Here is a 16,391-nt window from a genome sequence, read left to right as displayed (position 1 = left end):
CCGCCCATGACCCAGAAGACTCCCGTCACCGTCCTCACCGGCTACCTCGGCGCCGGCAAGACCACCCTGCTGAACCGCATCCTCACCGAGGACCACGGCAAGCGTTACGCCGTCATCGTCAACGAGTTCGGCGAGATCGGCATCGACAACGACCTGGTGGTCGGCGCCGACGAAGACGTGTTCGAGATGAACAACGGCTGCGTCTGCTGCACGGTGCGCGGCGACCTGATCCGGGTGGTTTCCGGTCTGATGAAGCGCCAGCGCCCGGGCAAGCCCGCCTTTGACGCCATCATCGTCGAGACGACCGGCCTGGCCGATCCCGGCCCGGTGGCCCAGACCTTCTTCGTCGACGAAGAGGTCAAGGCCAAGACCCAGCTGGACAGCGTCACCGCCCTGGTCGACGCCAAGCACGTCATGGCGCGTCTGGACGATTCGAAGGAAGCGCGCGAGCAGGTCGCCTTCGCCGACCGCATCATCCTGAACAAGGTCGATCTGGCGACGGCCGAGGAACTGGACGCCGTCGAGGCTCGCCTGCGCGCCCTCAACCCCTTGGCCCCCATTGTCCGCGCCGAGCGCTCGAACGTGCCGCTGGATCAGGTTCTGGGTCTGCACGCCTTCGACCTGGAGCGCATCCTTGAGGTCAAGCCGGACTTCGTGAACCCGCCGCATGGCGCCGAGGGCCATGTCCACGACGAGCATTGCGGCCACGATCACCATGACCACGACCATGTGCATGACGAGCACTGCGGTCATGACCACGGCCATGACCATCACGACCACGGTCATGAGCATGGGCCGCGCGGTCACGCCCACAACGACGACATCAAGGGCATCTCCCTGACGCTGGACCGTCCGCTGAACGGGGCGAAGTTCACCGCCTGGCTGGACAAGCTGCTGGGCGAGCAGGGGCAGAACATCCTGCGCGCCAAAGGCATCATCGACGTGGACGGCGAGGACCGCCGCCTGGTCTTCCAGGCCGTGCACATGATCCTGGAGGGCGACCTGCAACAGCCCTGGGGCGACAAGGAGCGCCGCTGGAGCCGCGCCGTCTTCATCGGCCGCGATCTGAACGAGGCGGAACTGAAGGCCGGGTTCGAGGCCTGCGCGGCGTGAACCCGCCGCCGCATCCGCGGGTGGAGGCCAAGGTGATCTATGGCACGCCCGATTTCGAGATCGTCAAGGGCGGCGACCATGTGCGCTGCGCCGTCTCGGGCGCGGCCATCCCGCTGGACATGCTCAACTACTGGAGCGTGGAACTGCAGGAGGCCTATGCGTCCGGCGCGCTGATGACCCAGCGCTGGGTCGAGACGCACGGGTGATCTGCTGACCCTTTCCTGTCAGGAGAGGGTGGCCAGCCAGTCTGTCATCGCCTTGGCCAGCGTCTTGGGCTGTTCCAGTGGGATCATGTGACCGCTGCGCGCGACGTGAACCAGGGTTGAGCCGGCGATCCCGCGATGCAACTCCTCCGCCTCGTCCGCACCGCGCAGGCGGTCGGCGTCCGCCGCCACGATCAGGGTCGGTTGGGCGATCTTGTCCAGCCGGTCGAGGTCGCCGGCGCGGGCCATGGCCGACTGCCGGTGGAAGACCTCGCCGCCCAGCCGCAGACCCATGTCGCGCACGCGGGCGATCATGGCCTCATCCCCGGCCAGATCGGGATGCAGCGACGAGACGATGGCCGGGCGGCTCAGGCCCTTGAATGACTTCGGCGCGGCCTTGAGGGCCGAGCGGCGCTGGCGGATCAGCTCCTCGGTGTCGCCGCGCGCCGAGGTGGCGATCAGGATCAGGGCCGTGACCCGATCCGGCGCGATCCGCGCCAGTTCGCGCGCCACATAGCCGCCCATGGAAAAGCCGACGGCGACGAAGCGATCCGGGGCGTCGCCGAGGATGGCGGCGGCCATGGTCTCGATATCCTCGCCCCGGCTCAGGTCCGTCGCGCACAGAGGCCCGAACGGGGCCAGGTCGTCGGTCATGGCGTCCCACAGGGTCGCGTCGGCCATGAAGCCGGGAATGAGCAGCAGGGTCATGGGCTGGTCTATAGGCCCGATGCGCGACAGACGCGACGCGGGAGGCTATGAGGCGCGTCTGACTTTTTCTGCCTTGCGTGAGCCGCCATGCCGACCTTCTCCTTCGACGCCCAGGTCACCGCCGCCCTGTTCGACAAGACGGGCGCGATCTTCGCCCTGGGCGACGGCTCGGTCCGGTTCGAGAACGGCGCCCGTAGCGAGGTCCATGACGGGGCCATCCTGTGCGCCGCCGTTCACCCCTCGGGCGAAGGGGTCGTCACCGGAGGCGACGACGGCAAGGTGGTGTGGAGCCGAGAGGGCGAAGCTGTCCTGCTGGCGACGTCGAAAGGCCAATGGATCGATTCCATCGCCGCCTCGCCAGCCTCGGGCCTGATCGCCTTTTCGGCGGGGCGCACCCTTTCGGTGATCGACGTCAAGGATGTCGCCTTCCGACGCGACTTCCAGCACGAGCGCACCGTCTCGGGCGTGGCCTTCGATCCCAAGGGGCGGCGCATCGCCACCGCCACCTATGGCGGGGCCTGGCTTTGGTACGCGCGCATCGAGCAGCAGCAGCCGACCAAGCTGGCCTGGGCCGGATCGCACCTGGCGGTGGCCTTCTCGCCCGACGGCGCCTTCGTCGTCACCTCGATGCAGGACGCGCAACTGCACGGCTGGCGCATGAAGGATCAGAAGAACATGCGCATGGGCGGCTATCCGTCCAAGGTGAAGAGCTTCGCCTTCATGGCCAAGGGACAGCTGCTGGCGACCTCGGGCGCGCAGGGCGTGGTGCTGTGGCCCTTCATCGGCGCCAATGGCCCGATGGGGCGCGAGGCGACCGAGATCGGCTTTGACGAGACGACCCTGATCGCCCACGTCGCCGCCGCCGAACAGCATGGGCGTCTGGCCGCGGGTCTCGAAGACGGCCGCGTCTGGTGGGCCGATCCGGCGGGGCAGGGGCTGGACTTCGTCAAGAAGGACAAGGGCGCGCCCATCGTCGCCCTGGCCATGAGCGCGGGTTCGGCCCGCATCGCCTGGGCCGACGAGGACGGCCAGGCTGGCGTGGTCTCGCTCTGAGATCGCGCTTGCGCTGACGCTTGAGCCCGGCAGGATGACGGCATGACCCGTGCGAAGACCCGCAAGCGGCGCCCGCTGCTGACCCTGCTGCTGATCCTGGCCCTGATCCCGGTCGGCGGGGTGGTGCTGCACCGCTTCGTGCCGCCGCTGTTCACCATCCTGATGGTCAAGCAGGCGGTCGCCGGTCACGGCATGGACTATCGCTGGCGCTCGCTGGACCGCATCTCGCCGCGCCTGGTCGAGGCGGTGATCGCCGCCGAGGACGCCCGCTTCTGTCAGCACCACGGCTTCGACGTCGAGGCCATCCAGAAGGCGATGGAGGCCAATGAACGGGCCGAGCAACGCGGCTCGGACAAGCGGCGGGGCGCCTCGACCATCAGCCAGCAGACCGCCAAGAACGTCTTCCTCTGGCCCGGCCGCGACTGGGTGCGGAAGGGGTTGGAGGTCGGCTACACCGGTCTGATCGAAGGGATCTGGGGCAAGCGCCGGATCATGGAGATGTATCTGAACGTCGCCGAGTGGGCGCCGGGCGTCTATGGCGCCGAGGCCGCCTCGCGGCACTGGTTCGACAAGAGCGCCGAGAATCTGACCGCGCGCGAAGCCGCCCGCCTGGCCGCCATCCTGCCCAGCCCGCGGCGTTACAAGGCGGCCTCGCCCGGCCCCTATGTCCGCCGCCGGGCCAGCCGTATCCAGGCCGCCATGGGCACGGTGCGCGAAGCCGGGCTGGACGCCTGCGTCGACCGCTAAGACGGCGTTAACCCTTGCCGTAGGCCCAAGCCTTAACCGAACCGCGTCACCTTCTTCCAGAGTGCGGGCCTGCGTCCGCTGAGGAATGCTGGGGTTGGAACGGTGAAGCACGGCGTCATGGGTGAACTGGACCGGCTGGCGCGCGCCGCCCGACGCTTTGCAGCGCGCTTCGTCGCCGGCCGGCGCGGCAACGTCGCGATGATGTTCGCCCTGGCCCTGCCGGCGCTGATGATGATCTCGCTGGGCGCGATCGACATCCACCAGGCGTCCAAGGTGAAGGCCAATCTGCAGGATGCGCTGGACGCCGCCGCCTTGGCCGCCGCCCGCTCCAAATACACCGACGACGTCAATCTGGACCGCATCGGTCTGGCGGCGCTGAAGGCCAACATGCCCGCCTATTTCAAGGACCAGTCGGGCGACACCGCCAGCTTCAAGCTGCAGGGCAACACCATCGTCGCCGACGCGCGCGTGAACGTGAAGGTCATCGTCGCCAACATCGTCCTGCCGCCCTACGGCAAGCTTCTGGACGACTATCTGCCCGTGGGCAGCCATTCCGAAGTGCTGCGCGCCTCACGCGACGTCGAGGTGGCGATGGCCCTGGACATCACCGGGTCCATGGACAACTGCAACAAGAACTGCCCGCCGACGTCCAAGATCCAGGACCTGAAGGCGGCGGCCAAGGAACTGATCGATCTGGTGGTCCAGGATCAGCAGTCGCCCTTCTATTCTAAGGTGGCCCTGGTGCCCTATGCCGCCGGGGTCAATGTCGGCGGCGTGGCGGACACCGTGCGCGGATCGCTCGACACCACGTCCAAGTCGGTGAGCGCAGCCAGCTGGATCAGCGGCACGATCCGCACGGTGTCGGCGGTGAACCGGAACAGCGCGGCCACGGTGACGGCGTCCAGCCACGGGTTCGTCAACGGCGACCGCGTGGTGATGTGGAACATCGACAACATGGCCGCCGTCAACGGCGTGCCCTATCAGGTCGTGAGGACGTCCAGCAGCCAGTTCCAGCTGCGTCTCTTGGACAGCAACGGCAATGCGACGTCGAACTACCTCAACACCACGGGCTACAACTCCTTCTCCGGCTCTGGATACGTGGCCAAGTGCGTCAGGACCGATTGCGGTCTGACGCTGACGGTTTCGGGACATGGGCTGGTCGCCAACGACTATGTGCGACTGGCGGACATGGGCGGCCTGTCGCAGCTGAGCAACGGCGGCTATCGCGTGGCCAGCCAGAGTGGAAGCCAGGTCATCCTCGACACGTCCCGCAGCCTGGGTCTGGTCGATACGACCAAGGGCGGCGTCACCTATTCCAGCGGCGGCAAGCTGTTCAATGGTCGCGACGGCGGCCAATGGCGCGCCTATCCCGCCGCGTCCGGCATGGTGGCTGTGCTGGGGTCAAGCACCTGCGTGAGCGAGCGAACGGGGGGGCAGGCCTATACCGACTCCTCTCCGAGCGTCGGCGCCTATGTGGGCCGCGCCTATCTGGACGACAGCAACCCCTGCCCCAGCGTGGCCATCACGCCGCTGTCCAGCAGCCGGGTCAATCTGGGCAAGGAGATCGACAAGCTGCAGGCGGGCGGCTCCACCGCCGGTCAGATCGGCATCGGCTGGGCCTGGTACATGATCTCGCCGAACTTCGGCACCCTGTGGGGCTCCAACAGTCGGCCGGCCGCCTATGATCCCAGCAAGACCCTGAAGGTGGCGATCCTCATGACGGACGGTGAGTTCAACACGCCCTTCCGTGCGGGCGTCATCGCAGCGGATGCGGGCTCCGGCAGCGGCAGCGCGGACAGCCACATCAACCAGAACGCCACCAACGGGCACCCGTTTCAGCAGTCCCTGGACCTGTGCCGGGCGATGAAGGCCCAGGGCGTGGTTGTCTATACGGTCGGATTTGACCTGGGGACCGGCACGGGCGGCGCCGGCATCGACACCGCGCTGGAGATGCTGGAGGAGTGCGCGACCAGCAAGACCACCCATTTCTTCAAGGCGGCCAGCGGCACGGACCTGAAGGAGGCCTTCAAGTCCATCGGTCGCGACATCACCCGCCTGCGCATCGCGCGCTGACGCAGCGGGGCCAACAACAAAAAGGGCCGGCGGATCGCTCCGCCGGCCCTTCTTCGTTGGGCGATGCGCCGATCTGTCAGATCAGGCGGATTTCCTTGAGGCGCTCCATCAGGAAGTCCTCGGCCAGGATGGTCTTGCCCGCATAGCGGTCGGGGTTTTCCGGCGTGATGGTCGAGGGCAGGGTCTCGATCGGGAAGTCCGGGTTGAAGTGCAGGAAGAAGGGCGTCGAGTAGCGGGCGAAGCCGCGACGCTCGGGGGCCGGATTGACCACGCGGTGGGTCGTCGACGGCAGGACGTGGTTGGTCAGACGTTGCAGCATGTCGCCGATGTTGACCACCAGAGCGCCCGGCGGCGGAGCGATGTCCAGCCATTCGCCGTCGGCGTCCTTCAGCTGAAGGCCGGCCTCTTCGGCGCCCAGCAGGAGGGTGATGACGTTGATGTCCTCATGGGCGCCGGCGCGGACGCCGGGCGCATCGGCAGGAACGGGCGGATAGTGCAACATGCGCAGGACGCTGTTGCCCAGTTCGACCTTGTCTTCGAAATAGTCGTCGCCCAGCTGCATGTAGCGGGCGATGGCCCTGAGGATCTTGCGACCCAGTTGGTCCAGGGCGTCGAACATGCCGTAGAGGTGGGGCTGGAAGCCCTCGATCTCGGTCGGCCAGACGTTGTCGCGCATGTATTTGCGATAGGGGTGGTCCGCAGGCAGTTCGCGGCCGACGTGCCAGAACTCCTTGAGGTCCACGGATGCTGCGCCCTTGGCGGCTTCAACGCCGAAGGGGGTCAGGCCGCGCGCGCCGCCGGTGCCAGGCTGATGATACTGACGCTTCACATCCTCGGGCAGGGCGAAGAAGGCCTTGGCGTCGGCGATGGCGGCGTCGATCGTCGGCTGGTCCAGGCCATGGTCGGCGATCACGGCGAAGCCGTAGCGCGAGAAAGAGGCCCCGAGGGCGTCGGCGAAGGCCTGGAAGTCGGCGTCATAACCCTGCATCGACACGGGGACGATGGCGCGGGTCCTGGTCTTGTCCTCTGCGGAGGAGGCGGCCAAGGCGGAAGGGGGCGGCGATGAACTCACGGGCGAATAGGCCTCTGATGGGGTGATCTGGCGGTTTCCATACGCCTTGCCGGAACAAATTGGCAGTCCGGCGCCCTTTCGGATCGCGCTTCAATCTTTGACTCTCGAGCGTTGCTGTTGTGGTGTCGTCTTTCAGCCAGGAGGGAACGACAGATGGACAGGCGATTGCAGCCCGATCCGCCGAAGGGCGAAGGGGAGTGGGCGCTGCTCCAGACCCGGACCGACCGCAGCTTCTGGCAGCAGACCGTGGACACGGGCGACGGACGCTCGATGACCTGGTTCGTGATCGCCCGTCCGCCCGAGCAACTCGCCTACGATACCTTCGACGAGGCGGAGGCGATGTTCGAGGCCATGGAAGAAGACTGAGCGGGCCCAGACAGGACAAAGGCCCCGCGGGCGGTCCCGCGAGGCCTTTGATGGTGGAGCTTAGCGGAGTCGAACCGCTGACCTCTTGCATGCCATGCAAGCGCTCTACCAGCTGAGCTAAAGCCCCAAGCCTTGCGGCGAGGTATGTGTGAGCTCCGGCGAACCGGGGCAGATAGGACGAAGGCCCCGCGGCGTTCCGCAGGGCCTTCGATGGTGGAGCTTAGCGGAGTCGAACCGCTGACCTCTTGCATGCCATGCAAGCGCTCTACCAGCTGAGCTAAAGCCCCGAACCTTTCGGTCGGTCCCGCCGGAGACCCAGGTGGGCTCCGGCGAGGGGCGGAAACTATGTCAGGGCTTTTGAGAGATCAAGCCAGTCTGACAACTTTTTTTCCGCTTATTTTTCCGACCCTTGGTATCAATCGTCGTCGCGCGACGGCTTGACGATGTCGTCGTCGAGGTTGTCGTCGTCCTCGTCTTCGATGAAGGGCACCGAGTCATCGTCGTCGTCGCCCAGGGCGTCGTCGTCGTCGCCGTCGGAGGAGCCCATGCCGGCGTCGTCGGCGCTGGGTTCAGCATCGTCGTCGTCGTCGGGGGTCAGGATGGGCTCGTGGCCTTCCTCGTCGATTTCGGGGGTCGAGGCTTCGGTGTCCTCTTCCTCGTCGTCGCTGTCGGCCGACTTGTCGGCGACTTGATCCTCGGCCTCTTCGTCCGCCGCAAAGCCGGCGCCGGTGCGACCGCGAACGCGGCGGTTGCGCAGCGCTTCTTCAAGCGGGTCGAACTCGGTGTCGCACTTGGGGCAGTGCGCCGGGCGGCGGTTCAGGTCGTAGAATTTGGCCTGGCAGTTCGGGCAGACCTGCTTTTGGCCCAGTTCGGGTTTGGCCACGGGATTACCTTCGGCAGGAGTTGAATTCGGGAATTCGGCCGGCTCCCTTGCCACCCAAGGGGGCCGCTGTCAAAAGCCTTCTTCTCCGCTTAGCGCGGCGTTTCCTGAACAATTGGAGTTTTTGGCCAGGTGACTGCCCCTTCGACCCTGACTGCGCGTCCCGTTTCCACGCCGTTGAAGGGCGCTGTGCGCGCTCCGGGCGACAAGTCAATGTCGCACCGCTCGCTGATCTTCGGCGGCATGGCCGAGGGCGTGACCGAGATTGAGGGACTGCTGGAAGGCGACGACATCCTGGCCACGGCGCGGGCTGTTGAAGCCTTTGGCGCGCAGGTCGAACGCCTGGACGAGGGGCGCTGGCGGGTCGCCGGCGCGGGCGGGTTCAAGACGCCGGGCGCGGTCATCGACTGCGGCAACGCGGGGACGGGGGTGCGGCTGCTGATGGGCGCCGCCGCCGGCTATGACCTGAGCGCGACCTTCGACGGCGACGCCTCGCTGAGGAAGCGGCCGATGAAGCGGGTCACCGGGCCTCTGGCCGACATGGGCGCGCGCTTCGACTGGAACGCGGCCGAGGACCGCGTGCCCCTGACCCTGCATGGTGGGGGTCTGACCGGCATTGAGTATGTGCAGACGGTGGCCTCGGCCCAGATCAAGTCGGCCATCCTGCTGGCCGGACTGAACGCGGCGGGCGAGACCGTCGTGGTCGAACCGGAAAAGAGCCGCGACCACACCGAGCGGATGCTGCGCGCCTTCGGGGCCACGGTGGACGTGAGCGAGGAAGGCGAGGGCTGGCGCATTCGTCTGCAGGGCGGGCAGACGCTGACCGGAACCGCCGTGGCCGTGCCGGGCGATCCGTCGTCGGCGGCCTTCCCCCTGGCGGCGGCCCTGGTCGTTCCGGGTTCGGAGGTGACGGTCGAGGGCGTCATGTTGAACCCGCAGCGCACCGGCCTGTTCGACACCTGGATCGAGATGGGCGCCGACCTGACCATCTCGAACCGCCGCATTAGCGGGGGCGAGGACGTGGGCGACATCACGGCCCGCTATTCCGCGCTCAAGGGCGTGGTCGTGCCGGAAGACCGCGCCGCCTCGATGATCGACGAATATCCCATCCTGTCGGCGGTCGCCGCCTATGCCGAGGGCCGCACCGTCATGCGCGGCATCGGCGAGATGCGGGTCAAGGAAAGCGACCGCATCGCCCTGATGGTCGCCGGCCTGAGCGCCTGCGGCGTCGCGGTGGAGGAGGAGGCCGAGGGCTTCATCGTCACGGGTGGTCCGGTGAAGGGGGGCGCAACCGTCGCCACCGCCCATGATCACCGCATCGCCATGAGCCACCTGATCCTCGGTCTGGCCGCCGAGCAGCCCGTCTCGGTGCTGGACCCGGAAATGATCGCCACCAGCTTCCCCGGCTTCGTCGCTATGATGAAGGGCCTGGGCGCGTCGGTGTCGGAGGGGGCAGCGTGACCCAGTCGCTCGTCATCGCCGTCGACGGTCCCGCCGCATCGGGCAAGGGCACCATTGCTGCGCGTCTGGCGACGCACTACGGCCTGCCGCATCTGGATACGGGCCTGCTGTATCGGGCTGTCGGGCTGGCGGTGCTGGACGCGGGGCAGGATCTGGGCGACGCCGCAGCGGCCGAGGCGGCGGCTCTGGCGCTGGACCTTTCGACCCTGTCGGACAATCCGCGCCTGACCGAGCGCCATGCGGGCGAGGCGGCGAGTCGGGTCGCAAGCCACGCCAGCGTGCGCGCCGCTCTGCTGAAGCTGCAGCAGGACTTCGCGGCCCAGCCCGGCGGCGCGGTTCTGGACGGGCGCGACATCGGCACGGTGATCGCGCCCGCCGCCGCCGCCAAGCTTTATATCACCGCCACGTCCGAGGTCCGCGCCGAGCGGCGCTGGAAGCAGTTGACGGCCCGGGGGCAGGACATCGCCTTCGCCGACATGCTGGAGGACATCCGTCGGCGCGATGCGCGGGATTCGGGCCGGGATTCGGCCCCGATGGTCCAGGCTGACGACGCGGTCTTGCTGGACACGACCGATCTGGGTATAGAAGCCGCCTTCGATGCGGCCCGCCGTATCGTCGAGGCGGCGCGCGTCCGGCATGGTCTCTAGGGGCTTGCGGACAAATCCAACGCTCCTGACCTCGGCTTCCGCGGGCGCTCTGGCTTTTCCTGTATGCGCCTCTTGCGCCGGCCTCGCGTCCTGACGACCTGACTTTCCCTTTCCCTGTTTATCCACCCGCGCGGGGCCATCCGGTCGCGCGCCATAACCCCAGAGCTACATGACCGACACCCACAACCCCTCGCGTGACGATTTCGCCGCGCTGCTCGACGAACAACTGCAGGGCCGCGACCTTGGCGAAGGCCAGGTCGTTCACGGCCGCGTCGTCGGCATCGAGAAAGACATCATCATCATCGACGTCGGTCTGAAGACCGAAGGTCGCATCCCGGCCCGCGAATTCGGCATCGGCGAAGGCGCCGTCATCCCGAAGGTCGGCGACAACGTCGAAGTCTACCTGGAGCGCGTCGAGAACGCCCTGGGTGAAGCCGTCATCAGCCGCGACAAGGCTCGCCGCGAAGAAGCCTGGACCCGTCTGGAAGTCGTCTTCGCCGAAGGTCAGCCGGTCAACGGCGCTATCGTCGGTCGCGTCAAGGGCGGCTTCACCGTCGACCTGGGCGGCGCCTCGGCCTTCCTGCCCGGCTCGCAAGTCGACATCCGCCCGGTGCGCGACGTCGGCCCGCTGATGGGCAAGGAACAGCCCTTCGCCATCCTGAAGATGGACCGTCCGCGCGGCAACATCGTCGTCTCGCGTCGCGCCATCCTGGAAGAAGCCCGCGCCGAACAGCGCACGGAGCTGGTCGGCCAGCTGCAAGAGGGTGAAGTCCGCGAAGGCGTCGTCAAGAACATCACCGACTACGGCGCGTTCGTCGACCTGGGCGGCATCGACGGCCTGCTGCACGTCACCGACATGTCGTGGAAGCGCGTCTCGCATCCGTCGCAAGTCCTGGCCGTCGGCGACACCGTCAAGGTCCAGATCGTCAAGATCAACCCGGACACCCAGCGCATCTCGCTCGGCATGAAGCAGCTGCAGTCGGATCCGTGGGACGGCGTCGAAGCCAAGTACCCGGTCAACGCCAAGTACACGGGCCGCATCACGAACATCACCGACTACGGTGCGTTCGTTGAGCTGGAAGCCGGCGTCGAAGGCCTGGTCCACGTCTCGGAAATGTCCTGGACCAAGAAGAACGTCCACCCGGGCAAGATCGTCTCCACCTCGCAGGAAGTGGAAGTCATCGTCCTGGACGTCGACAGCGCCAAGCGTCGTATCTCGCTGGGCCTGAAGCAGGCTCAGAACAACCCGTGGGAAGCCTTCGTCGAGGCTCACCCGGTCGGTTCGACCGTCGAAGGCGAAGTCAAGAACGCCACCGAGTTCGGCCTGTTCGTCGGCCTGGACAACGACATCGACGGCATGGTCCACCTGTCGGACCTGGACTGGAACGTGTCGGGCGAAGAAGCCATCCAGCGTTACCGCAAGGGTGAAACGATCAAGGCCAAGGTGCTGGACGTCGACATCGAGAAGGAACGCGTTTCGCTGGGCGTCAAGCAACTCGGCGGCGACCCGATGGAAGGCGACGTCTACAAGCGTGGCCAGCAGGTCACCGTCACCGTGACGTCGGTCGAAACGGGCGGCATCGAAGTCAAGTTCGGTGAAGACGACGCGCCGGTCACGGCCTTCGTCCGCAAGTCGGACCTGTCGCGCGACCGCAACGAGCAACGTCCGGAGCGCTTCGCCGTCGGCGATCGCATCGACGCCATGATCACGGGCATCGACAAGGCCACGCGCCGCGTCTCGGTGTCGGTCAAGGCGCTGGAAATGAAGGACGAGGCCGAGGCCATCGAACAGTTCGGTTCGTCGGACTCGGGCGCTTCGCTGGGCGACATCCTGGGCGCCGCGCTTCGCGAGAAGGCCGGTTCGAAGGACTAATCGTCCTCTTCGACCAGAAAATGGGGCGGCTGGAGCAATCCAGCCGCCTTTTTTCTTGCGCGACGGGCAAGAACCCGCGCCAATGGCGAGGCTACCCCTTTGAGAATCGCTCTTAATCCGATGCGCCCTCTTTATTCCTGTGGCGTCAGACGGTTAGGGTGCGGACCTGAGCGGAAGCGACTGCATCTGAAACAGCCACAGGCGGGGGCCTGAATGATCAAGTCTGAACTGATCGAGAAGCTGGCGGCCGAGAACATCCACCTCACCCACGCCGAGGTGGAACGGGTCGTCAACGTCATCCTGGGTCAGATGACCGAGTCGCTGTCGGACGGCGGTCGGGTTGAACTTCGGGGCTTCGGCGCCTTCTCCGTGCGCAGCCGTCCGGCCCGGGTGGGGCGCAACCCCCGCACCGGCGACACGGTCGAGGTTCCGGCCAAGGCCGTGCCCTTTTTCAAGAGCGGCAAGGAACTTCGCGAGCGCCTGAACGCTTCCGGCGACGCCTGAACGAAAGACTGAAGAATGAGCCTGCTGACCGAGTTTCGTGAGTTCGCCGCGCGCGGCAATGTCGTCGACCTGGCGGTCGGGGTCATCATCGGCGCCTCGTTCGGCAAGATCGTCACCAGCCTGGTCGATCAGGTGGTGATGCCGCCCATCGGCCTGCTGCTGGGCAAGGTGGACTTCTCCAAGCTGGAATGGGTTCTGGTGCCCGAGGATCCCGCCACCACGGCGGTCGAGAAGGTGGCTATCCAATACGGCGCCTTCATCAACACCCTGATCCAGTTCCTGATCGTGGCCTTTGTGGTCTTCCTGGTGGTCAAGGCCATCAACAAGCTGCGCCGCGAACAACCGGCCGAGGCCGCGCCCGCCGCCCCGACGCCCACGGAAGCCCTGCTGGCGGAAATTCGCGACGAGTTGAAAGCCCGCCCCTGAGCCTGAGAGGGCCGCGCGTCAGGTCGACGCGCCGGCCTTCGACATGGTGGGGTCCTGCTTGTCGGAGAACCATTGCTGGCGCGCGCGCAGCGATCGGACGGGCAAGGGGCGAATGCAGAAGGAATAGTCGCCGTCGAACGGGGTTGGACGCCAGCCGGCGGCCGCGTCGACGTCGTGCGTGAAGGCGACGTGGCAATGGCCCCATCCGCCCTCGCGTCGCGCCCTGTGCGCCAGCGACCCCAAGTCGTGCAGCACCCCCTCGCTGACCATTGGCAGGCGCACCTTGGCGGCGCCGAGCGCTGGAGCGTGTTTCAGCAGGGCGGCGACCAGAGCGGGGATCGCTGCGCGGTCTTTATCCAGCGCCTCCAGATCGAGAATCTCCAGCGTTGGCGGCTCGATGGAGTTGCCCTTGCCGAGAAGGGCGATCGCGTGGCCGGTGATCTCGTCGCCCTGGCGCCGCACAAGGTGAAGCGGCCGGGACGTCAGGTCGGGATCCGCCAGGCGCCAGCGCAGCATGGCGGGGCTGCGATCGGCCACCAGCCGCCCCTGTCCGCGCAGCGCCTGCCAGAAGCGATCGTAGGGAGAGCCGTCGGACAGATCGTGCAGTTCCGAGATCCCGCCCGGCGATCCTGCGGTGGCGACAGGGCGGGAGGCGGCGCGGCGCGGCATCAACTGTTCGCCCAGCCAGCGGGCAGCGCGAGGTTCACGCGCCACAAGGGCTCTGAGGCCCCGGCTGTAGAGACAGGCGGCGGGATTGATGATCCATGACAGCTTGAGCGCATGGGTCGCCGGCGGCCAGGGGATCATGCCGAACCGCTTGTACAGCGGACTGGAGCGGGCGTTGGCGTTCAGGGTGTAACGGGCGAAGCAGCCCGGCTGCCGCACGAAGGCGCCGATCAGATCGCGGCTGCGCCCCTTCTGATCCGGCGGAACGATGACGGAGAAGCCGGTGGCGCCATAGACGGCGCGGTCGCCGACCCAGAACCGCTGAATGAAATTGCCCAGGAAGGCGGCTGGCGCATCCGAGGCGTCCGGCACCACCCAGCCGGCCGGCGCGTCCAGGTCGCGGCGCGCCGGGTTGTCTTCCAGCCATCGCCAGCCCGCAGACGACCGCTCCGGCCACCACACCGCGCGGTGCAGGTCGTTTACTGCGGAAACGTCTGACGGCTGAAACGGGCGGATCATGACACGGTGTTATTCCTTTATGGCACAGCAACTATCGATATGGCTTTGAGTTGCATCGGCCGTGCCGCATCGCTCATCGCGCGCAAGAGGCGCGCGTCTGGGGCTGACAAATGCGTCATTGCGGTGACGGGTCGCGGCGTTAACGCTTGTTCGCGCGGTCCTGTCGTGCTGTTTCTCCGCCCTTAATGCGCCAGTCAGGGCGTAGTTTTTGGGAGAACGCCGTTGAGCACGACGGATGGGGGGGGCGCGTTGTCAGCGCCTCGCAAGACGTTTCTAGGCCACCCGCGGGGGCTGGTGGTCCTGTTCCTCACAGAGATGTGGGAACGCTTTTCCTACTACGGCATGCGGGCCCTGCTGGTTCTCTATCTGACCCAGCACTTCCTGTTCGGCCCGAAAGAGGCCCAGGGCATCTACGCCGCCTATGCGGCGCTGGTCTATCTGATGCCGGTGGTCGGCGGCATGATCGCCGACAAGTATCTGGGCTCGCGCAAGGCCGTCATCATCGGCGCCGTGCTGCTGGTCGCCGGTCACTTCATGATGGCGTTCGAGGGCACCGGCGGTCGTGAGAACCTGACCATCGGCACCACGACCTATGAGCTTCAGGTCGAGGGCCGCGATCAGAACCGCGCCATCTTCGCCGTCAACGGCGACGAGCGGACCCAGATCACGATTTCGCCGGAAGGCATTTCGCGCGTCGGCGCCGAACCGGCGGCGGCCATGGCGGCCGATGTCGCGGCTCCGGCCGTGGCCCCGGCGGCGGGCGGCTTCCCGGCCTTTACGGCCACGGACGGCTACAGGCTGGAAACCGTGCGGGATCTTGGCTTTGGGGAGCCGGTCCTGTTCTTCGCCCTGTCGCTGATCATCGTCGGCGTGGGCTTCCTGAAGGCCAACATCTCAACGGTCGTCGGCGCCCTGTATGAAGAGAACGATCCCCGTCGCGACGGTGGTTTCACCATCTTCTACGTCGGCATCAACCTGGGTTCGGTGCTCGCCACCGCGGCCTGCTCCTATCTCGGCATCAAGTACGGCTGGGCCTACGGCTTCGGCCTGGCCGGCATCGGCATGCTTCTGGGCCTGCTGACCTTCATCCTCGGCCAGAGCTGGCTGGAAGGCCGCGGCGGTCCGCCGCAACCGGAAATGCTCAAGACCCGCAAGGTCTTCGGCCTGCCGTTCGAAGCCATCTTCTGGATCGGCGGCCTGGTCGCCGTCTTCCCGGTCTGGCTGCTGATGCAGCGTCACCACATCATCGAGACGGCCCTGCCCTGGCTGGCCGGCGTCATCTTCGCCTCGGTGGTCGGCTATGTGGTGCTCAAGCTGCGGGGCGCAGAGCGCAGCCGCATGCTGGTCGCCCTGACCCTGATCTTCTTCTCGGTCCTGTTCTGGGCCCTGTTCGAGCAGGCCGGTTCGTCGCTAACCCTGTTCGCAGACCAGTCGACCGCCATGCCGTCGTGGTTCAATGCGCCCATGACCCAGATGTTCAACCCGGGCATCATCGTCATCGGCGGCCCGATCATCGCCGCCCTTTGGGTCTGGCTGGGCAAGCGCAACATGGAGCCGTCGACCCCGGTCAAGTTCTCCTTCGCCCTGGTTCTGGTCGGCGCGGGCTTCCTGCTGCTGACCTGGGCGTCGGCGAACCAGGCCGGCGTGGACTTCCGCGTTCCGCTGCTCTTCCTGTTCCTGACCTACTTCCTGCACACGATGGGCGAGCTCTGCCTGTCGCCGGTGGGGCTGTCGATGATCACCAAACTGTCGGTGGATCGCGTCGTGGGTCTGATGATGGGCGTCTGGTTCCTGTCCAGCTCGGTGGCCCACATCGCCGCCGGCTTCATCGCTCAGGCCACCTCGACCGACACCGTCGCAGGCGTGGTGACCAGCCCCGAGCTGGCGCTGCAGACCTATGGCTCGATCTTCGGGACCATCGGTTGGACCGGCGTCGTCGTCGGCGTGGTCCTGCTGGTCCTGTCGCCGCTGCTGAAGAAGGGCATGGCGGGCATCCACTGATCGCCTGACATCCCAAGCAAAAGAGAAGGGCGGCGCCTCGCAAGAGGCGCCGCCCTTTTTTCTTGGCGGGTGGTTCGGG

At 66.8% G+C, this 16,391-nt stretch carries 16 protein-coding genes and 2 tRNA genes; 12 read left to right on the top strand and 6 right to left on the bottom strand.

Translation table 11 applies throughout. The annotated features are described in order from the left end of the window. Positions 1 to 6 precede the first annotated feature (6 nt). Together B4A39_RS06945 and B4A39_RS06940 are read left to right on the top strand one after the other, a co-directional pair. Positions 7 to 1,113 (top strand): CobW family GTP-binding protein, encoded by a 1,107-nt coding sequence (locus B4A39_RS06945; RefSeq protein ID WP_292034690.1) that lies wholly within the window; start codon positions 7 to 9, stop codon positions 1,111 to 1,113. Then, positions 1,110 to 1,319 carry a DUF2093 domain-containing protein gene (locus B4A39_RS06940; protein WP_292034687.1) on the top strand — a complete coding sequence of 70 codons (210 nt, stop codon included), beginning with the start codon at positions 1,110 to 1,112 and terminating at the stop codon, positions 1,317 to 1,319. The genes B4A39_RS06945 and B4A39_RS06940 overlap by 4 nt, the downstream gene beginning before the upstream one ends. A gap of 18 nt (positions 1,320 to 1,337) precedes the next feature. Here the strand turns inward: B4A39_RS06940 and B4A39_RS06935 are convergent, their stop codons facing one another. Then, on the bottom strand, positions 1,338 to 2,024 hold the full coding sequence (locus B4A39_RS06935) for an alpha/beta fold hydrolase (RefSeq protein ID WP_292034684.1): 687 nt from the start codon (positions 2,022 to 2,024) through the stop codon (positions 1,338 to 1,340). Between the two features lie 87 nt (positions 2,025 to 2,111). Between B4A39_RS06935 and B4A39_RS06930 the strand changes: the two genes are divergently transcribed. The 3 genes from B4A39_RS06930 to B4A39_RS06920 all read left to right on the top strand — a co-directional run bounded on the left by B4A39_RS06930 (position 2,112) and on the right by B4A39_RS06920 (position 5,897). After that, positions 2,112 to 3,077: a WD40 repeat domain-containing protein gene (locus tag B4A39_RS06930; RefSeq protein ID WP_292034682.1), complete on the top strand. Its 966-nt coding sequence runs from the start codon at positions 2,112 to 2,114 to the stop codon at positions 3,075 to 3,077. 42 nt (positions 3,078 to 3,119) lie between these two features. Then, positions 3,120 to 3,824: a monofunctional biosynthetic peptidoglycan transglycosylase gene (gene mtgA / locus B4A39_RS06925; RefSeq protein ID WP_292034680.1), complete on the top strand. Its 705-nt coding sequence runs from the start codon at positions 3,120 to 3,122 to the stop codon at positions 3,822 to 3,824. Between the two features lie 117 nt (positions 3,825 to 3,941). After that, the gene (locus B4A39_RS06920; protein ID WP_292034679.1) at positions 3,942 to 5,897 is read left to right on the top strand and encodes a pilus assembly protein TadG-related protein; all 1,956 of its coding nucleotides are present in this window, start codon (positions 3,942 to 3,944) and stop codon (positions 5,895 to 5,897) included. A gap of 76 nt (positions 5,898 to 5,973) precedes the next feature. On the opposite strand, the gene B4A39_RS06915 is transcribed toward B4A39_RS06920, so the two are convergent. After that, on the bottom strand, positions 5,974 to 6,885 hold the full coding sequence (locus B4A39_RS06915) for an isopenicillin N synthase family dioxygenase (RefSeq protein ID WP_292034728.1): 912 nt from the start codon (positions 6,883 to 6,885) through the stop codon (positions 5,974 to 5,976). A 237-nt stretch (positions 6,886 to 7,122) separates the two neighbouring features. Here B4A39_RS06915 and B4A39_RS06910 point away from each other — a divergent pair, with 237 nt between their 5' ends. Next, positions 7,123 to 7,335 carry a hypothetical protein gene (locus B4A39_RS06910; protein ID WP_292034677.1) on the top strand — a complete coding sequence of 71 codons (213 nt, stop codon included), beginning with the start codon at positions 7,123 to 7,125 and terminating at the stop codon, positions 7,333 to 7,335. A gap of 51 nt (positions 7,336 to 7,386) precedes the next feature. On the opposite strand, the gene B4A39_RS06905 is transcribed toward B4A39_RS06910, so the two are convergent. The 3 genes from B4A39_RS06905 to B4A39_RS06895 all read right to left on the bottom strand — a co-directional run bounded on the left by B4A39_RS06905 (position 7,387) and on the right by B4A39_RS06895 (position 8,218). Continuing rightward, positions 7,387 to 7,462 (bottom strand) — tRNA-Ala (locus B4A39_RS06905). Between the two features lie 84 nt (positions 7,463 to 7,546). Next, a tRNA-Ala gene (locus tag B4A39_RS06900) sits at positions 7,547 to 7,622 on the bottom strand. Positions 7,623 to 7,750: 128 nt separating this feature from the next. Beyond that, positions 7,751 to 8,218, bottom strand: coding sequence for a TIGR02300 family protein (locus tag B4A39_RS06895; RefSeq protein ID WP_292034675.1), 468 nt, complete (start codon positions 8,216 to 8,218; stop codon positions 7,751 to 7,753). A 147-nt stretch (positions 8,219 to 8,365) separates the two neighbouring features. On the opposite strand from B4A39_RS06895, the gene aroA reads away from it, so the two are divergent. From aroA to mscL, 5 genes are all read left to right on the top strand, one after another. Beyond that, positions 8,366 to 9,676: a 3-phosphoshikimate 1-carboxyvinyltransferase gene (gene aroA / locus B4A39_RS06890; protein WP_313005439.1), complete on the top strand. Its 1,311-nt coding sequence runs from the start codon at positions 8,366 to 8,368 to the stop codon at positions 9,674 to 9,676. Then, entirely contained in the window at positions 9,673 to 10,323 is a 651-nt protein-coding gene (cmk, locus tag B4A39_RS06885) for a (d)CMP kinase (protein ID WP_292034673.1), read from the top strand. Before aroA ends, cmk begins: the two co-directional genes overlap by 4 nt. Positions 10,324 to 10,492: 169 nt before the next feature. Then, positions 10,493 to 12,196 carry a 30S ribosomal protein S1 gene (gene rpsA, locus B4A39_RS06880; RefSeq protein WP_292034671.1) on the top strand — a complete coding sequence of 568 codons (1,704 nt, stop codon included), beginning with the start codon at positions 10,493 to 10,495 and terminating at the stop codon, positions 12,194 to 12,196. 213 nt (positions 12,197 to 12,409) lie between these two features. Then, positions 12,410 to 12,700 (top strand): integration host factor subunit beta, encoded by a 291-nt coding sequence (locus B4A39_RS06875; protein ID WP_292034669.1) that lies wholly within the window; start codon positions 12,410 to 12,412, stop codon positions 12,698 to 12,700. A gap of 15 nt (positions 12,701 to 12,715) precedes the next feature. Beyond that, a complete protein-coding gene (gene mscL / locus B4A39_RS06870; protein WP_292034667.1) occupies positions 12,716 to 13,126 on the top strand; it encodes a large-conductance mechanosensitive channel protein MscL in 411 nt (136 codons plus the stop codon). 18 nt (positions 13,127 to 13,144) lie between these two features. On the opposite strand, the gene B4A39_RS06865 is transcribed toward mscL, so the two are convergent. Then, the gene (locus B4A39_RS06865; RefSeq protein WP_292034664.1) at positions 13,145 to 14,311 is read right to left on the bottom strand and encodes an N-acetyltransferase; all 1,167 of its coding nucleotides are present in this window, start codon (positions 14,309 to 14,311) and stop codon (positions 13,145 to 13,147) included. Positions 14,312 to 14,605: 294 nt separating this feature from the next. Here B4A39_RS06865 and B4A39_RS06860 point away from each other — a divergent pair, with 294 nt between their 5' ends. Then, on the top strand, positions 14,606 to 16,312 hold the full coding sequence (locus B4A39_RS06860) for a peptide MFS transporter (protein ID WP_292034662.1): 1,707 nt from the start codon (positions 14,606 to 14,608) through the stop codon (positions 16,310 to 16,312). Positions 16,313 to 16,391 lie beyond the last annotated feature (79 nt).

Origin of the sequence: Brevundimonas sp. UBA4553, from assembly GCF_002387245.1 — a bacterium.
Classification (GTDB): Bacteria; Pseudomonadota; Alphaproteobacteria; order Caulobacterales; family Caulobacteraceae; genus Brevundimonas.
Note: the sequence above shows the minus strand (reverse complement) of the source record. Positions and strands in the feature narration are given on the sequence as shown.